Source organism: Janthinobacterium sp. 1L-D-8-B-C4, from assembly GCF_057291295.1.
In genome coordinates this window covers 282,031-296,977 of the sequence record NZ_JBXAVX010000006.1, presented here as the reverse complement: position 1 = coordinate 296,977, position 14,947 = coordinate 282,031, and the positions used below count along the sequence as shown (strand labels likewise).

Below are 14,947 nucleotides of genomic sequence, written 5' to 3'. Positions count from 1 at the left end.
AAAGCCCGCGGCAGTAGCGCTGCCGCGGGCTTTTTCGGGAAATGCAAACGATCAGGCTGCCATGCGCACGGTGCCGCGGCAGCCGTCCATCAGGAACGACAGCCCCACCACCAGCACCAGTTCGCCTTCGGCTGAACGGGCGGTACCGGTAATGCCTTCGACCGTAATGGCCGTCATCGGCTTGATCACCAAGTCGGCCGTACCGTCCACGGCAGCGACTGCCAGGATATACGGCTGCGGTGCCGCGACCACGATGCCGACCCGTTCGCTGCACGACTCGTAGCCCAAGGCTCCAGCCAGCGAACGCACCGGCAATGGACGGCCCTGGTCTTTCAGCACCGGCGCACCACCTACTTCCATAAAGGTTTCAGGCAACTCGACCACCCGCTGCACCACCGCCATCGGCAGCGCCAGCGCGGCGCCCGAGGTCGACACCAGCATGGTCGGCACGATCGACAATTCGATCGGCAGGCGGATGGCAAATTTCGTGCCCTTGCCCAGCACCGACTCGATATGAATGGCGCCGCGGTTTTTCTCGACCGCCGTCTTGACCACGTCCATGCCGACACCGCGACCGGAGACGCTCGACGCCACTTCCTTGGTCGAGAAGCCCGGCAGGAACACCAGCTGGAAGCATTCGTCGTTGCTCAATTGCGCGTTTTCGCTGATCAGGCCTTTCTGCTGCGCCTTGCTACGCAGGAAGACCGGGTCCATGCCCTTGCCGTCATCCTGCAGCACGATCATCACGCTGTTCGCTTCCTGCCAGGCTTTCAGGGAAATATACGACTTGGCAGGCTTGCCGGCGGCCAGGCGATCTTCCGGCGATTCAACGCCATGGTCGAGCGAGTTGCGTAACATGTGCACCAGCGGATCGTACAGGCTGTCGACCACCACGCGGTCGACTTCCGTCTCGGCACCCTCGATGGTCAGCTCCACATCCTTGCCCAGGTCCTTGGCCAGCTCGCGCACCAGGCGCGGGAATTTCTGGAACAAACGGCCTACCGGCTGCATGCGCGTGGCCAGGGTGGCCCGTTGCAGTTCGGTCGAGTAGCGCGAAGCGCGTTCCAGGGTCTCCGCCAAGGTCGCCATCAGGGTCGCGGCCTGGCCTTCGAATTTGAATTGCAGCAGGCGTTCCAGCAGCACCGCAGCCTGGTTGGCGGCCTGCACCGATTCGCCGGCCACTTCCAGCAGGGCGTCGAGCTTGACGGCGTCGACGCGGATGCTGTCTTCCTTGACAGGCGCGGGGTGGCGCATGTCCGCGCGCTCTTCGCGCACCACGCCATCGACGGCCTTGGCGGCAGGCTTGGCGGCGGCAGGGGCGGCGGCAGCTGCGGCGGCAGGCACCGGTGCGGCGGCCACGGCGGCAGCAGGCGCAACCACCGTCAGCTGGCTGCCGGCTGGCACCACGGCGTTGTACAAAGCGGTCCAGTCGAGGCCGTCAGCGCCGATCACGGCAGTAGCGGCCGGTGCGGCAGCAACCGGCGCGGCGGCGGCAACCGGCGCCGCCACCACGGCAGGCGCTGGCGCGGCTGCAACAGGCGCATCCATGCTCTTGCCTTCGATGGCGTTGGTCAGGATCACTTCCAGCTCTTCCGGCATGGCCGGCAGGCTTTCCGGCGCGGCGCCATTGGCCAGTTCCGTCAACTGGTCGGCCACGAAGCCGGACGCCTGCAGCGCCGCCTCGATGGCGATCGGCGTCACCGGCGCGGCACCCGTGCGCAGCGCGTCAAACAGGTTTTCCGTCAGGTGGCAGGCCGCCACCAGCGCAGGCAGGCCCATGAAACCGGCGCCGCCCTTGATGGTGTGAAAGGAACGAAACACCGCATTGAGCGTTTCCTTGTTGTCCGGATCGCGTTCAAGACGCAGTAAGTGCTCTTCAACATTAACCGCAAGATCCATCGCCTCAACGACGAAATCCTTGAGCATATCGTCCATTAGAATCCCAAATCGGCAAGAAGGTCGTCGACATTATCCTGGTCCAGCGCCACCGACGGCACGGAAGGCCCCTGCATCAGCGGTGCTTCCTGTTTCTGTGCGAGTTTCTCGCGCACTTCGGCCGGGGCATTGTCGCGCAGCAACTGCGCCAGTTCATTTTCCACCGTCTTGGTGATATTGACCACTTTCTTGATCAACTGGCCGGTGATGTCCTGGAAGTCCTGGGCCATCATAATTTCCAGCAAGCGGGCTTTTTCCGCCTCGGTTGCCTCGGTCACGGCCTGCGCGAACTGGCGCGAGTCGCCGGCCAGGGCCTTGAATTCATCGAGGCTCAGCTTGCCGTCGAACAGCGCCGTCCAGCGGCTGTCCATGTCCTTGGCCTTTTTCGACAGCACATCCTGGGCCGGCATGCCTTCGTCGAGCGTGTTCAGCACCTTGTTGGCAGCCTGTTCGGTCAGGGTCGCGACGTATTCCAGGCGGTCCTGGGCGTCGACGATCTGCGACGACGCTTCCGTCAGCGCCTTGTCGTAGCCCAGTTCGCGCAGCGAGTCGTGCAGCAGGCGCACGATGCCGCCCAGGCGTTCGAACATCGGCTTGTCGGACTGGTCGGCCGGTGCGGCGCTGTCGGCAACCGGCGCGGACACCGGCGCAGGCGTTGCCGCGGCTGGCGCCGGCGCGGCTGGCGCTGTGCTGGCCGATACCGAGTCGAACAGCGCGTCGAAATCATCATCCGCTATCTCGGCGGGGGCTGCCGGGGCCGGCTTGGGCGCCTCGGTGCGTTGGGCAGATACTTCATCGAATAAGGCATCGAAATCATCAGCGGCGTTTGTCATATCCCTGCTTCTCCATAATTTGTCAAAATTCCGCCTGAACTGTGCGTTTTACAGACTACTACCCACAATTTCTCGATTAAGATGATTTGAGGCAATACCGCTGCGATGGTGCGAGTGTAGCAGGGCCGCGCCCTGTTGTTCAATCTCAAAACGCGCTTCCCGCCGCAAAGCGGGCATACAATACCTTTTCCGCACGGAAATATCTGTGTCAGGTGTTGTATTTTGAAATACTACCATTGGCGCGCAGGCAAGAGCATCAATCGGGCGAGAAAACCTTGCCGCAGGCCACGTGCCGCAACACCACAGCCATCAAATGGCAATTTTTTCTTCAACGTTGTCTATACTGAAGCTGCATGAGTGTTGATAAATATCAAGTCTTTCCATGAATACAATCATGCTGTCGAGCCTACAATAAGGCAGGCTGCGCGCAGCGGTTCACCCTCAGAAGGAGCTGTCATGTATAAGAAAATTCTGATCGCCACTGACGGTTCCGCCGTCTCCAACCTGACCGCCTGCGCCGGCGTCGCGTTCGCCGAACAAATGCATGCCGACATCCTTGCCCTGTACGTCGCGCCCGAATACCAGTATCCCGTGTATATCGAAATCATTCCGCCCAGCTATCCCAGCGAAGAAGAATACCGCATCGCGATGCGCAAGGCCGGCAGCGGCCACTGGCAACCCATCCTTGACGAGGCCGCCAGGCGTGGCCTGGAAGCGGGCGGCCTGACGGCTTTTTCCGACAGCCCGGCGCTGAAGATCGTCGAAGTGGCGCAGCTGCAGCACTGCGACCTGATCTTCATGGGTTCGCATGGCCGCAGCGGCTGGGGCCAGCTGCTGCTGGGCAGCGTCACCAACAAGGTGCTGTCGCACTCGACCTTGCCAGTGCTGGTACACCGCCTGATCAAGGAACCGCCAGCGCAATGAACCTTCGCACCAAACGATGCTGGTGCGGCGGCATTTTTCGGCTAAGATGGAAATCTTTCCGATTCATCAACTAACAATCGCCCGGCACCCGGCGAACCAACCTACTGCACCCTATGATACGTATTGTGATTGCCGACGACCACACCATCATGCGCGAAGGCCTCAAGCGCATACTGGACGGCGCACCCGACATCGACATCGTCGGCGAAGCCATCGACGGCTTTGAAGTACTGAACCGGGTGCGCGAGGGCGGCTTCGACCTGCTGCTGCTCGACCTGTCGATGCCGGGGCGCAGCGGGGTCGACCTGATCCGCCAGATCCGCAGCGAAGCGCCCAAGCTGGCGATCCTGATCCTGACCATGCACGAAGAAGAGCAATATGCGGTGCGTGCCATCCGCGCCGGCGCCCAGGGCTATCTGACCAAGGAAAGCGCCGGCACCCAGCTGGTCGGCGCCATCCACAAGGTGGCTTCCGGGCGCCCCTACATCAGCGCGGAAGTGGCCGAGCAGCTGGTGCTCAACATCATGATGCCCAATGAAAGCCTGCTGCACAAACAGTTGTCGGACCGCGAATTCGAAGTGTTTTCACTGCTGGTGGCAGGCAAGTCGATCACCGAGATCGCCAACAACCTGCACTTGAGCGTGAAGACGGTCAGCACCCACAAGACGCGCATCATGCAAAAAATGGGCATGAGTTCCCTTTCGGAAATGGTGCAATACGCCGTTGCCCACCGCCTGCTGTCGCCGTTCAAGTCCTGAACCAGCCCGCCGCGCGCGGGTTGCTTCACAGTAGGAACAATCCTACCCTACCCACCATACCTCCTACTGTCATATTCAGCCTCGGCTGATATGAATTCACTACGAGTGTTGGCATACTGAAACCAGTTATTGAGTTGCTGGAAGTTATTTCATCACATAGCAAGTTTCAGCGCTTCAAGCACCGCCAGGAGCATGCCGCATGCGGCGCAGTCCCTGAGCATTTCACTATTCCAACATGACCGACCTGACACCAGGAGATGAACATGCTGTCCACGCAAACGTCTGAAAACCGTCCGGCTTCCCCGATGCCCCCTTCGCCTTCCATGGAAGCGGGACGCCAGCGCCAGGGGCGGCTATGGTCGAACCTGAAGGAGGTCTGCGATCTGCTGCATATTTCCACCGCCTGCACCATCGCCGCCGACGAACTGCTGTTCCAGCACGTGCAGTTCAAGACCGGCCAGCGCATCCACACCATCGGTCAGCCCTTCGATACCCTGTATATCGTCAACTCGGGCTTTCTGAAAACCGTACTGATCGATGAATTCGGCAATGAACAGGTGCTCAGCTTCCCCATGAAGGGCGACATGCTGGGCGTCGACGGCATCCACACCCGCCATTACTCGTCGGAAGCGGTGGCCCTGTCGGACTGCGACCTGATCTTGCTGCCGTTCAAAAAACTGACGGCGCTGGGCCGCGTGCACCTGGAACTGGAAAACGTCATGTATGGCGTGATGAGCCGCGAACTGGTGCGCGAACAGGCGATGATCGGCATGCTGGGCGCGCTCTCCGCCGAGGCGCGCGTGGCCCGCTTCCTGGTGTCGCTGGCCGACCGCTTCGCGCAGATGGGCTACTCCAGCAAATTGTTCAACCTGCGCATGACGCGCCATGAAATCGGCAGCTACCTGGGCCTGACCCTGGAAACGGTGAGCCGCACGCTGTCGGCTTTCAACGAAATCGGCCTGATCACGGTGGACCAGCGCACCATCGGCATCAAGGATCCGGATGCGCTGAAAACGCTGCGCCGCCTGCCGCCATCGCGTTCGCGCGCCAAACAGCTGGCCGCCGCCAAGCTCAAGGCCGAGACGCTGGCCGCCAGCGCCGCCGTACTGGAAACGCCGCAGCTGCTCGCCGTCTGACCATCCCCCCCACAGGCTTGACCCGGCCGGAGCGCCTGCTCCCGCCGGGTCTTTTTTCATGCGCAAAAAAGCCGGCTTTTCGCGCAAATAACACTTGCATTTCGGGTCACATTCAACAATAATGCAAATACGAATCATTCTCAACTGAGACCAAGAAAGCCACCCATGCACAGCTCAAAACCAGCCATGATCCAGGATGCCGCCACCGCTCATGTGCGCCCGCCCGCCAGCATGGCGCAGCCGGCCCGCCGCATTACCAGCGAAACGCTGCTGCAGCAGGGCCGCGAAATCGAAATCGAACACAGCGGCAAGATCTACCGCCTGCGCGTCACGCAACTGAACAAACTGATCCTTACTGCCTGAACCCGCCGCAGCCGGCCCGGCAATCCATCCCCTTTCCGCAAGCCAGTCGTGCGCCCCAGGCGCGCGCGCCAGCGGCACTACCGCACAGGAGCGTCTGATGGCGAACGACCGTATTGAGACGATGTTGGCGAGCAACCATGAACAGCAGCCAGAACTGATGCTGTCCAATGTGCTGCACCTGATGTCGCACTATCACGCCAACGCGGCGTGTCCGAACCTGGCGTCGGTGATCGAACGCCATCTGCGGGTGTTGTCCAGCCTGCCAGGCCTGGCGCCGGTGCTGCAGGCAACCTGCCAGCAGCTGTCGCAGCAATGGGCGTCCATGGTCACGCTGGCGGCCAGTTCGCCCAAACCAGCCAGGCGCACCTTGCTCGAACGCCTGGACCGCCTGGTCAACCCCAAGCGCCCCCTGCCGCTGGCGCAATAAGCGCCGCCCGCCCCCCCTCCTAAGCCCAACAGGAAACCGCCATGTGTGACAAAGACAAATCTCTGCCCGTCATCAGCAACTGCTCCGCCGGCGAGGCCGATACCGCCGCGCTCACCTCGCGCCGCCGGCGTCTGTGGGAACTGTCGCATACCTGCCATTGTCCGCTGGTCGGCGTCGGTTTGCCGCTTGGCTATTTGCGCAAGCTGGTCGGCAAGATGACCGGGGGCCGCGTGCTGGCCGACGATTACGAAGTGCATGTGGGCGCGGTCACCGAATGCGGTGCGCGCAACCGTTTGTCGGAAGCGCTGCAAAAGGAACTGGAACGCCGCTACGCGCCGGTGATCCTTCGCTTTCGCGGCGCCAAGACCACTGACCAGGTGGCCCAGCTGTGGCGCACGGCAGTGGCCAACGGCGACGTTTCCGGCGCCTTCTGGGCCGGCCTGACTCATCCGCGCTGCGATGCGCAGCTGGAAGAACAGATGTGCCGCGACCTGCACATGATCCAGCATCAGGCCGGCGCCTGCGTGCGCGCCGACATGGGGAAATTTACCGCCTTGCAGGAGGACAATGCGCGCCTGGCGCAGGAACTGGCCAGGCTGCAGCAACGCAGCCAGGCCATGCTGCAGGAAAAGACCGGCGAACTGGAACGCCAGGAAGCGGTGCTGCTGCGCACGCGTGCCGAAGCGATCGGCAAGGACAGCGTGATCGACGGCCTGCGCGCGGAACTGGCGCAGTTGCAAGCGGCCATCCCCGCGCTGGAGTCGCGCACCCGCCTGGTCGAACGGCTGGCGCAAATGGATGAGCGCGAAAAAGAATTGCGCCTGCAAATTACGGAGTTGAAAGCCCAGCCCCGACCAGCCGCGGCCGTGCCGCCACCGGCGCCCAAGCTCGAAGTGCCCAGCGGCGGCAAGTTGAAAATGCCGATCCGCCTGGTCGACCAGAGCGTGCTGTGCGTAGGCGGGCGCAGCGGCAACGTCGCCACCTACCGCGCCCTGATCGAACGGGTCGGCGCGCAGTTTGCCCACCATGACGGCGGCCTGGAAGACAATGCCAACCTGCTCGATTCGAGCCTGGCGGCGGCCGACCTGGTGATTTGCCAGACCGGCTGCATCAGCCACAGCGCCTACTGGCGCGTGAAGGATTATTGCAAGCGCACCGGCAAGCGTTGCGTGTTCATCGACAACCCCAGCATTTCCAGCCTGGCGCGCGGCTTGCAGGAAGTGAGCGGCGAGCTGGAACCGGCCGCCCAGGACTGATCAACTCAGGCGCGCAGTTCGCGCTCGATCGCGTCCGCAAGAATGGCATCGTCCGGCGTGGTGTCGGGTGCGAAGCGCCCCACCACCCGGCCATCCTTGCTGATCAAGAACTTCTCGAAATTCCACAGCACGTCGTCCGGCTTTTCCTGCGTGATGCCGTAGCCGGCCAGCTTGGCGCGAAAATCGCTGCCGGGCTTTTCCTGCGCCTGCGGCTGCTGTTTCACCAGTTGCTGGTACAGCGGATGCTGGCCAGGCCCCTTGACGACGATTTTTTCAAACAGGGGGAACTGCACGCTGAACTTGCTGCTGCAAAAGTCGGCGATCTCTTCGTTGCTGCCCGGCTCCTGCGCGCCGAATTCATTGGCGGGAAAGCCCAGCACCACCAGACCCTCGGCCTGCTTGTCCTGATACAGTTTTTCCAGTCCTTCGTATTGCGGCGTCAGGCCGCAGGCCGAGGCCACGTTGACCACCAGCAGCACCTTGCCATGGTAGGCGGCCAGGCTGGTGGCCTGGCCATTGATCAGGTTGACGGGAATGGTATCGATGTTGTCGCTCATGCTGCCTCCTGGGAATGGGTCAAGCAGCCATGATAGCCTGCCGCGTCAATACACGTCGCGGCGGTAGCGCCCTTCGGCCGCCAGCGCATCGAGCGCCGGGCGGCCCAGCATCTCTTCCAACGCCTGGTCGACGCCGCCGGCCATGCCGGCCAGGCTGCCGCAAATATAAATCGCCGCGCCCTGCGCCAGCCACTGCAGCACCTCATCGGCATTGCCGCGCAAGCGGTCCTGCACATACAGGCGCTGCTCCTGGTCGCGTGAAAACACCAGGTCCAGCCGCGGCAAGTCACCACTGGCATGCCAGCGCTGCAGTTCTTCATGGTAATGCGCGTCATGCGCCGCGTTGCGCTCGCCAAAGATCAGCCAGTTGCGCCGCTGGCCGGCCAGCAGCCGGCTTTTCAGGTGGCCGCGCAGGCCGGCGATGCCGCTGCCGTTGCCGATCAATATCAAGGGCCTTCCGGCGTTGCCTTCCAGGCGGAAACGGCGATGCTGGCGCAGGCGCAGTTGCACCACTTGCCCCGGCTGCGCTTGCTGCGTCAGCCAGCCGGAAGCGAGGCCCAGGCCGCCGTCGGGATGGCTGTGCTGGCGCACCAGCAGATGCACGCGCCCTTCCTGCGGAATCGAGGCGATCGAATATTCGCGCGGCTTCGATGGATCGGCCGGCGCGGCCAGTTGCACCAGGTCGCCCGACTGCCAGGCGGGCAAGGCGCCGCTGACGGGCGCCAGTTCCACATGATAGATGGAGCCGCCGGCGCTGCCCGGATTGAGCAGGCGGCGCTCGAGCAAACGCCAGTCCTCGAACGCGGGCGCGCTCCAGTCGGGCGCATCGCTGGTGCCGGCCAGATGGCTCAGCTGCTGGAACCACGCGGCAATCGCCGCACTGGCGCTGCGGTCGACCTCGATGCGTTCGAACAGGCTTGCTGCTCCCTGCCCGGCCAGCCACGCATCGAGGGCGCGGCCAAAGCCGCAGAAGTGACTATAGCTATGGTCGCCCAGCGCCAGCACGCCATAATGCAATTGCGGCAGCGCCAGTTCGCCCGTCATCAGGCGGCCAATAAAGGCGGCGGCATTGTCGGGCGCATCGCCCTCGCCATAGGTGCTGACCAAAAACAGCGCCCGCTCGGCCTGCTGCAAGTCCTGCGCCGTCAGTTCGGCCAGTTCGCATACGCGCACGGCCACGCCAGCCAGGCGCAGGCTGTGCGCCGTCTGCGTGGCCAGTTCTTCGGCATTGCCGGTCTGGCTTGCATACGCCACCAGCCAGGCCGGATTGCCGGCCAGCGCCGCTTTCTCGGCAGCGGCGGCGCGGCGCCTGGCGCGCGCGCGCAGCCAGGGCGCCAGGCAAACGCCGGCATAACTGAGTGACATGCCGGCCAGCAGCAACAGCCGCGTCGTATCGTGGGTAAAAATCATGAAGGTATCAGTCGTCGAGCAGGGCCAGTAGGGCGCTGCTCAGGTATTCCTGGCAAGCCTGGCCATCGCGCCGCACGAAGCGGACGGCCAGGCCCTGCTGTTCGGCCAGTGCCATGCCGGCTTCGACGCCGAGCACGGTCAGGGCGGTGGACCAGGCGTCGGCCGCCATGCATTGCGCATGCACCACCGTTACCGAGGCAAGATCGTTGCTCATCGGCATGCCGGTACGCGGATCGATGGTATGGGCACGACGCGCCAGTCCATCATGGAAGAAACGGCGGTAGTCGCCGGACGTGGCGACCGACAGCCCATGCAGCGCCAGCATCATTTCCGCCGGCTGCAACGCAGCGTCGGCGTCGTCGACCTGTTCCAGCATCACCCACCACGGTTGTCCGTCCGGCTTGCAGCCCGCACCGCGCAGCTCGCCACCGACTTCCACCAGGTAGTGCGCCACGCCCTGGCTGTCCAGGTAGCGCGCCAGCCGGTCCACTGCATGGCCCTTGGCAACAGACGACAGGTCCAGCTGCACGCCGCCGGGCTGGCGCACGCGGCGCGTGGACACATCAAACTCAACCTGAGCACGCTGCGACAACAAATGCCGTACCGTCGCCGCAGCGGGCACGGCAAAGCCGGGCTGGTCATAGCGATTCACGGGGCCGAAGCCCCAGGCATTGACAAGCGCGCCAGCGCACGGATCATACGCGCCGCCGCTCAGCTGCGAAACCTGCAGGGCAAAACCCAGCACTTCGCCAAAGGCGGCGGGCAGTTGCTGCCAGCTACCTGGCGCGGCGCGGTTGAAACGGCCCAGGTCGGAATCCGGCTGCCAGTGGCTCATCTGCTGCACCACCAGGTCCAGCTGCTGCTGCAAGCCCAGACGCAAGTCGGTACTGCCGGCGCGCCCCGCCAGCGCACTGTCGACCAGGCGCACCGACCAGCTGGTGCCCATGCTCAGGCCGTGCAGCTCCCGGACCGCCGCGCCAGGCGGCGGCATGCGGTCATCGAGCTGCAGCGGCAACAATACCCGGCGCATCGCTTATTCCGGCAATACTTCCACCGTGGCCGCATAGGTCATGCGGCGCTCGGGCATGGCTGGCGGTTGGCCGGCGACCGGTGGCGTGGCCGCTGGCCAGCTGCTGTTGACGTAGTACATGCCGGCCGCCGGCACCGTAAACGTGATCTCGCCCTTGGCGTCGGTGCTCTGGCGAATTTCACCGAGCACGCCACGGTAGCGCACGCCACCAGGCACCAGGCTGAAGGCCTGGTTGGCGGCAGGTTTGCCGTCGATCAGGAAGCGCCAGGTGGCTTTTTCGCCGGCGCGCAATTCGTTCGGGTGCGTGACGGGCACCAGTTCCAGGCCCACGCCCGTCGGCTTGAACACCTCCATGCTGGCTTCGTCCTTGCTGAAGAAGGTCTCCAGGCGGCTGGCGGTGCGCGTGACTTTCACGTCCGTCGCATCGGCCGGCACGTCTTTCTTGAAGGTTTCTTCGTTGCCACGGAAACGCTTCTGTTCGCCGTTGACCTTGTAGCTGCCCATCACGTTTTTCGACACGATGGCGGCCTTGTAGGTACCCGGCTTTTCCATCTTGACGTCAAATACGCTGCGCAGGCGGCCGGTGACGGCGTTTGCCGGCGTGACGGTGGCGCCGTCCGGGCCGGTGACGACCAGCGCGTCGAGACGCAGCGGCTGGTGATCGATCTCGAACAGGCCTTCGGAGATGGCGGCGTCCACCGTGACCCAGGCGTCCTTGCTGTCGACCATGGTGCTCGATGGCACCATCCACGGACGGTGCGCGTGGGCGTTCATGGCCAGGCCGGCCAGGGCCAGGGCGATCAGCGGTTTGTTCAATTGTTTCAACATGATGGCAGCGCCTTAAGGTTTGAGTTGGACGACGACGTTACCGAGTTCTTCCTTGCCTTTGGCAGGAACCGACTGGGCCGACTTCGGCGGCCACTGGAACGGTACGCGCACCAGTTCGCGGCCACCGGCTTCGCGCGCCGCTTCCACCACCAGCTGGTATTCGCCGGCCGGCAGCTTGTCGAGCACGGCTTTGGAACCGGGGAAAGTCAGGTTGTGTTCGCCTGGCGCACGGGTGGCGCCGCTGACGCCATCGACCGGCATGGCCAGGTCGCGCCCGCTCTTGCGCCACCACAGGCGCATGTCCTTGAGCCACTTCTCGCCCGCCTTGTCTTTCTTCTTCACGTCGTACAGCACGGCCAGGTTGCCCACCACTTTCTGGTCTGCCGATTCGAGCCAGGCGGCCACGTAAGGACGGTGGTATTCCGCTACGTTCAGTTGCGGGATTTCAAGCTTGAGGGCCAGGTCGGCCGCCATCGCCGAGGTGCCGATCAGGGGAAGACCGAGCGCAAGGGAGTAGCGTAATTTCATGGTATGCCTGTCAAAGTAAGGAGAAAACAAGGAAAAGAAAAACATCAATGGATAAACAGCAGCGCGATCGCGCAAGGGATCAAAATACCGAGGCCAACCATCGGCCAGGTGAACGGCCGGTTGGCTGCGTGGAACTTCAGAATCAATAGTCCCGTCAGGCAAAACACGATGCACAGCCCGGCAAAAATATCGATGAACCAGATCCAGGCCACGCCCGTGTTGCGGCCCTTGTGCACGTCGTTGAGCCAGGATATCCAGCCGCGGTCGGTGAGTTCATATTCGGCGGCGCCGTCTTCCAGGCCGATGCGCACCCAGGCGTCGCCGCCCGCTTTCGGCAGCGGCAAATAGACTTCGTCGACGCTCCACTCGGCCGCACGCCCGCCTGCGTTAAGCGACCACTGCTGTTCCAGCCAGCGCTCGGCCGCTGCAGGCATCGGCGCGTTGGCGCCATCATGCTTTTCGGCATAGGCGGCAAGTTCCGTAACCAGCGGCGCAGGCAGTTGCGCTTTCTGCCGGGAAATCACAGGCTTGGCTTCGATCTGGCTGGCGTGGTTCAGGGTAATGCCGGTGATGGCAAACAAAAACATGCCCAGCAAACATAGTGCCGAGCTGATCCAGTGCCATTGATGCAATTGCTTCAGCCAGAGGGCCCGGCTGGCAGGATTGCGCGACACATCAGCTTGCTTCATTCCCATCCTTCAATAGTGCATACGTTTATCATTATCAAACAAATGATAATGATTATCATTTATTAAGTCAATATCAGAAATGGGCACAACAACACCGTTTTGTAACAAGACTGAAACATGGGCGGGCGCGGCCGGCCTGCCCCGCAAAGTACGCTGTCGAACAGAGCGGCGCTCGTGTGCGGCCTATGCTGTGGTTCAGGACAACTACAAACGGAGCACAGCATGACTTCCTATACCAGCGAACAGATCGCCACCATTGCCGACAAGATCAAAAGCGTCAAATTCGGCATGTTTACCACCAGCGACGACACGCGCACCCTGACCAGCCGCCCGCTGACCCAGCAGCAAGTCGACAGCGAAGGCCAGATCTGGTTTTTCGTCACCGACGAGGCAGCCTATACGCGTGACCTGCTGAACAACCCGCAGGTCAATGTCAGCTTTTCCGAGCCCAGCGACAGCCTGTATGTGTCGGTGTGCGGCCGCGCCGAATTGCTGAAAGACCGCGCCAAGGCCGAAGAATTGTGGAACCCGGTCGTCAAGGCCTGGTTCCCCGGCGGCCTCGACGATCCCCATCTGTCGCTGATCAAGGTCACCATCCAGTCGGCCGAATACTGGGACAGCGACGCCAGCAAGATGCGCCAGTTCTTTGAAATGGCCAAGGCGGCGATTACCGGCGACACGCCGAAAGACCTAGGCGAACACGGCCGTATCGACCTCTGATTATTTTACCCGGGTTTTATTGACTTTTATTTTAACCCGGGTAAAATTGGCTGCTTACCCTATTCAGAAGGAGGCAGCATGAACCCATCCCCCCTGACCGCGTTTGCCGGCAAGAGCAAGGTTGCCGCCGGCACATTGCATGCCGTGGCGCAAACCTTGAAGGAACTTGTAAGCAAGGATCCCGACGCGCAAATCCTGGTTTTCAATGATGACAACGGACAACAAGTCGACCTGAACCTGCACGGCAGCCTGGCCGAAGTATTGCAGCGCCTGCCGCGTCCCCCCATGGACGTGGAAGAAACGGTAGCACCTGCTGCGCCACGCACGGCGGGCCGGCCCAAGCTGGGCGTGGTGGCGCGTGAAATCACCTTGCTGCCACGCCACTGGGAATGGCTGGCAACACAGCCCGGTGGCGCTTCTGTGGCGTTACGGAAATTGGTGGAACATGCACAGCGCGACAACAAGGCACAAGACGAACAGCGGCAGGCGCGTGAAACCGCCTACCGCTTCATGAGTGCCTTGGCCGGTGATGAAGCAGGCTTCGAAGAAGCGAGCCGCGCCTTGTTTGCAGGGCAGCGGCCAGCCTTTTTGACACAGGTGCAAGCGTGGCCAGCCGATGTGCGCGAGCATGCACTGCGGCTGGCACAAGCGGCCTGGAGCGTCAATTAAACGTCAGACAGGGTCAGACGCCGGTGCTGCCCGTCACATCGGGGGCGTCGTCGGCGCTTTGCCGGCTCTGGCCGGCATTACCACCCTGATACTGGCGTGGCAGCCGGTCGGCTCGCCGCACTTCGCCGATGGAAAACAGGTCGTCGCCAATGTCGAGTCCCCGTTCACTGTCGACCAGCACGAAATTCTCGCCTTCCTGTGCGTGGCTTTGCCGGTTGCCACTGCCTGCCTGCTGATGCCCTGGATCGCCTGCCTTGCCGGCTTGCTCCGGTGGATGATTCTGCGCCATGTCGACCTCCGTAAGTGAAGTGCTGCGTAATCGCAACCTTTCCAGCATAGTCCACGGCGCGATGGACAGGCATAGGAAGTCGTCAGATCGGTATGTAGGATTTATCCTACACAGAGCGCAGGCGCATGGCTGCTTACAGCCTTAGCCGCCGCGGTTGCCGCCACCGCTACCACTACCGCCACCGGACGAACCCGAACCACCACTTTGCTTGTTGCCATCATTTTTATGGCTTTGGCTGCCGGCCCGGCGTGCTTCTTCCGAGGTGAATTCGTGGGCCGTGCCTTTTTCATGGGCGGCACGACCACCTTCGCTGGCGATTTCACGCTGCTGCGCCGGATCCATCGACGCAAAACCGCGTTTGCTGGTGTCGCTTTGCTTGTTGCCGCTACCGCTACCGGCATTGCCGCTGGCTTTGCCGCCTTGCTGACCTTGTTTGTTGTCACTCGATGTAGCCATGATGATCTCCTCGATGGTTAATAATGCCGGACGTTGAACCATACTTACGCATGGGAACAGTCATCTTAGTGCGCGATCGGCTAACCCAGAATAGGCGCATGACAAGACGACATGTAGGAACTATCCCGCCTGCGGTGGC

Annotated in this window: 18 protein-coding genes; 8 read left to right on the top strand and 10 right to left on the bottom strand. The window is 62.6% G+C overall.

From position 1 onward, the window contains the following. Positions 1 to 51: 51 nt before the first annotated feature. Together AC0Z42_RS13440 and AC0Z42_RS13435 are read right to left on the bottom strand one after the other, a co-directional pair. Positions 52 to 1,935 carry a chemotaxis protein CheA gene (locus AC0Z42_RS13440; RefSeq protein WP_485468717.1) on the bottom strand — a complete coding sequence of 628 codons (1,884 nt, stop codon included), beginning with the start codon at positions 1,933 to 1,935 and terminating at the stop codon, positions 52 to 54. Beyond that, complete coding sequence (locus AC0Z42_RS13435; protein ID WP_485468716.1) at positions 1,935 to 2,768, bottom strand: protein phosphatase CheZ; 834 nt, start codon at positions 2,766 to 2,768, stop codon at positions 1,935 to 1,937. The genes AC0Z42_RS13440 and AC0Z42_RS13435 overlap by 1 nt, the downstream gene beginning before the upstream one ends. 456 nt (positions 2,769 to 3,224) lie before the next feature. Between AC0Z42_RS13435 and AC0Z42_RS13430 the strand changes: the two genes are divergently transcribed. The 6 genes from AC0Z42_RS13430 to AC0Z42_RS13405 all read left to right on the top strand — a co-directional run bounded on the left by AC0Z42_RS13430 (position 3,225) and on the right by AC0Z42_RS13405 (position 7,632). Next, positions 3,225 to 3,692, top strand: coding sequence for a universal stress protein (locus AC0Z42_RS13430; protein WP_485468715.1), 468 nt, complete (start codon positions 3,225 to 3,227; stop codon positions 3,690 to 3,692). 113 nt (positions 3,693 to 3,805) lie between these two features. Further along, complete coding sequence (locus tag AC0Z42_RS13425; RefSeq protein WP_485468714.1) at positions 3,806 to 4,450, top strand: response regulator; 645 nt, start codon at positions 3,806 to 3,808, stop codon at positions 4,448 to 4,450. Positions 4,451 to 4,773: 323 nt separating this feature from the next. Then, the gene (locus tag AC0Z42_RS13420; RefSeq protein ID WP_485468746.1) at positions 4,774 to 5,586 is read left to right on the top strand and encodes a Crp/Fnr family transcriptional regulator; all 813 of its coding nucleotides are present in this window, start codon (positions 4,774 to 4,776) and stop codon (positions 5,584 to 5,586) included. A gap of 165 nt (positions 5,587 to 5,751) precedes the next feature. Next, entirely contained in the window at positions 5,752 to 5,949 is a 198-nt protein-coding gene (gene hemP, locus AC0Z42_RS13415) for a hemin uptake protein HemP (protein WP_485468713.1), read from the top strand. 97 nt (positions 5,950 to 6,046) lie between these two features. Then, a complete protein-coding gene (locus tag AC0Z42_RS13410) occupies positions 6,047 to 6,376 on the top strand; it encodes a hypothetical protein (RefSeq protein WP_485468712.1) in 330 nt (109 codons plus the stop codon). Positions 6,377 to 6,417: 41 nt separating this feature from the next. After that, the gene (locus AC0Z42_RS13405) at positions 6,418 to 7,632 is read left to right on the top strand and encodes a DUF2325 domain-containing protein (protein ID WP_485468711.1); all 1,215 of its coding nucleotides are present in this window, start codon (positions 6,418 to 6,420) and stop codon (positions 7,630 to 7,632) included. 5 nt (positions 7,633 to 7,637) lie between these two features. On the opposite strand, the gene AC0Z42_RS13400 is transcribed toward AC0Z42_RS13405, so the two are convergent. The 6 genes from AC0Z42_RS13400 to AC0Z42_RS13375 are packed head-to-tail and all read right to left on the bottom strand — an operon-like array spanning position 7,638 to position 12,674. Further along, on the bottom strand, positions 7,638 to 8,189 hold the full coding sequence (locus AC0Z42_RS13400) for a glutathione peroxidase (RefSeq protein ID WP_485468710.1): 552 nt from the start codon (positions 8,187 to 8,189) through the stop codon (positions 7,638 to 7,640). A gap of 45 nt (positions 8,190 to 8,234) precedes the next feature. Further along, positions 8,235 to 9,599 (bottom strand): sulfite reductase subunit alpha, encoded by a 1,365-nt coding sequence (locus AC0Z42_RS13395; RefSeq protein WP_485468709.1) that lies wholly within the window; start codon positions 9,597 to 9,599, stop codon positions 8,235 to 8,237. A gap of 7 nt (positions 9,600 to 9,606) precedes the next feature. After that, positions 9,607 to 10,629 (bottom strand): FAD:protein FMN transferase, encoded by a 1,023-nt coding sequence (locus AC0Z42_RS13390; RefSeq protein WP_485468708.1) that lies wholly within the window; start codon positions 10,627 to 10,629, stop codon positions 9,607 to 9,609. 3 nt (positions 10,630 to 10,632) lie between these two features. Beyond that, entirely contained in the window at positions 10,633 to 11,457 is an 825-nt protein-coding gene (locus AC0Z42_RS13385) for a DUF4198 domain-containing protein (RefSeq protein ID WP_485468707.1), read from the bottom strand. 12 nt (positions 11,458 to 11,469) lie between these two features. After that, positions 11,470 to 11,985 (bottom strand): DUF2271 domain-containing protein, encoded by a 516-nt coding sequence (locus AC0Z42_RS13380; RefSeq protein ID WP_485468706.1) that lies wholly within the window; start codon positions 11,983 to 11,985, stop codon positions 11,470 to 11,472. A gap of 44 nt (positions 11,986 to 12,029) precedes the next feature. Beyond that, positions 12,030 to 12,674 carry a PepSY-associated TM helix domain-containing protein gene (locus tag AC0Z42_RS13375; protein WP_485468705.1) on the bottom strand — a complete coding sequence of 215 codons (645 nt, stop codon included), beginning with the start codon at positions 12,672 to 12,674 and terminating at the stop codon, positions 12,030 to 12,032. Positions 12,675 to 12,896: 222 nt separating this feature from the next. On the opposite strand from AC0Z42_RS13375, the gene AC0Z42_RS13370 reads away from it, so the two are divergent. Together AC0Z42_RS13370 and AC0Z42_RS13365 are read left to right on the top strand one after the other, a co-directional pair. Next, complete coding sequence (locus AC0Z42_RS13370) at positions 12,897 to 13,394, top strand: pyridoxamine 5'-phosphate oxidase family protein (protein WP_485468704.1); 498 nt, start codon at positions 12,897 to 12,899, stop codon at positions 13,392 to 13,394. A gap of 78 nt (positions 13,395 to 13,472) precedes the next feature. Then, positions 13,473 to 14,063 (top strand): DUF2239 family protein, encoded by a 591-nt coding sequence (locus tag AC0Z42_RS13365; protein WP_485468703.1) that lies wholly within the window; start codon positions 13,473 to 13,475, stop codon positions 14,061 to 14,063. Positions 14,064 to 14,076: 13 nt separating this feature from the next. On the opposite strand, the gene AC0Z42_RS13360 is transcribed toward AC0Z42_RS13365, so the two are convergent. Together AC0Z42_RS13360 and AC0Z42_RS13355 are read right to left on the bottom strand one after the other, a co-directional pair. Beyond that, entirely contained in the window at positions 14,077 to 14,352 is a 276-nt protein-coding gene (locus AC0Z42_RS13360) for a hypothetical protein (RefSeq protein ID WP_485468702.1), read from the bottom strand. A 141-nt stretch (positions 14,353 to 14,493) separates the two neighbouring features. After that, on the bottom strand, positions 14,494 to 14,808 hold the full coding sequence (locus AC0Z42_RS13355) for a KGG domain-containing protein (protein ID WP_485468701.1): 315 nt from the start codon (positions 14,806 to 14,808) through the stop codon (positions 14,494 to 14,496). Positions 14,809 to 14,947 lie beyond the last annotated feature (139 nt).

What these genes read in the sequence shown, in the direction of transcription:
- AC0Z42_RS13440 (WP_485468717.1), bottom strand. Translation starts at nt 1,935, where the DNA reads ATGGACGATATGCTCAAGGATTTCGTCGTTGAGGCGATGGATCTTGCG.
- AC0Z42_RS13435 (WP_485468716.1), bottom strand. Translation starts at nt 2,768, where the DNA reads ATGACAAACGCCGCTGATGATTTCGATGCCTTATTCGATGAAGTATCT.
- AC0Z42_RS13430 (WP_485468715.1), top strand. Translation starts at nt 3,225, where the DNA reads ATGTATAAGAAAATTCTGATCGCCACTGACGGTTCCGCCGTCTCCAAC.
- AC0Z42_RS13425 (WP_485468714.1), top strand. Translation starts at nt 3,806, where the DNA reads ATGATACGTATTGTGATTGCCGACGACCACACCATCATGCGCGAAGGC.
- AC0Z42_RS13420 (WP_485468746.1), top strand. Translation starts at nt 4,774, where the DNA reads ATGGAAGCGGGACGCCAGCGCCAGGGGCGGCTATGGTCGAACCTGAAG.
- hemP (WP_485468713.1), top strand. Translation starts at nt 5,752, where the DNA reads ATGCACAGCTCAAAACCAGCCATGATCCAGGATGCCGCCACCGCTCAT.
- AC0Z42_RS13410 (WP_485468712.1), top strand. Translation starts at nt 6,047, where the DNA reads ATGGCGAACGACCGTATTGAGACGATGTTGGCGAGCAACCATGAACAG.
- AC0Z42_RS13405 (WP_485468711.1), top strand. Translation starts at nt 6,418, where the DNA reads ATGTGTGACAAAGACAAATCTCTGCCCGTCATCAGCAACTGCTCCGCC.
- AC0Z42_RS13400 (WP_485468710.1), bottom strand. Translation starts at nt 8,189, where the DNA reads ATGAGCGACAACATCGATACCATTCCCGTCAACCTGATCAATGGCCAG.
- AC0Z42_RS13395 (WP_485468709.1), bottom strand. Translation starts at nt 9,599, where the DNA reads ATGATTTTTACCCACGATACGACGCGGCTGTTGCTGCTGGCCGGCATG.
- AC0Z42_RS13390 (WP_485468708.1), bottom strand. Translation starts at nt 10,629, where the DNA reads ATGCGCCGGGTATTGTTGCCGCTGCAGCTCGATGACCGCATGCCGCCG.
- AC0Z42_RS13385 (WP_485468707.1), bottom strand. Translation starts at nt 11,457, where the DNA reads ATGTTGAAACAATTGAACAAACCGCTGATCGCCCTGGCCCTGGCCGGC.
- AC0Z42_RS13380 (WP_485468706.1), bottom strand. Translation starts at nt 11,985, where the DNA reads ATGAAATTACGCTACTCCCTTGCGCTCGGTCTTCCCCTGATCGGCACC.
- AC0Z42_RS13375 (WP_485468705.1), bottom strand. Translation starts at nt 12,674, where the DNA reads ATGAAGCAAGCTGATGTGTCGCGCAATCCTGCCAGCCGGGCCCTCTGG.
- AC0Z42_RS13370 (WP_485468704.1), top strand. Translation starts at nt 12,897, where the DNA reads ATGACTTCCTATACCAGCGAACAGATCGCCACCATTGCCGACAAGATC.
- AC0Z42_RS13365 (WP_485468703.1), top strand. Translation starts at nt 13,473, where the DNA reads ATGAACCCATCCCCCCTGACCGCGTTTGCCGGCAAGAGCAAGGTTGCC.
- AC0Z42_RS13360 (WP_485468702.1), bottom strand. Translation starts at nt 14,352, where the DNA reads ATGGCGCAGAATCATCCACCGGAGCAAGCCGGCAAGGCAGGCGATCCA.
- AC0Z42_RS13355 (WP_485468701.1), bottom strand. Translation starts at nt 14,808, where the DNA reads ATGGCTACATCGAGTGACAACAAACAAGGTCAGCAAGGCGGCAAAGCC.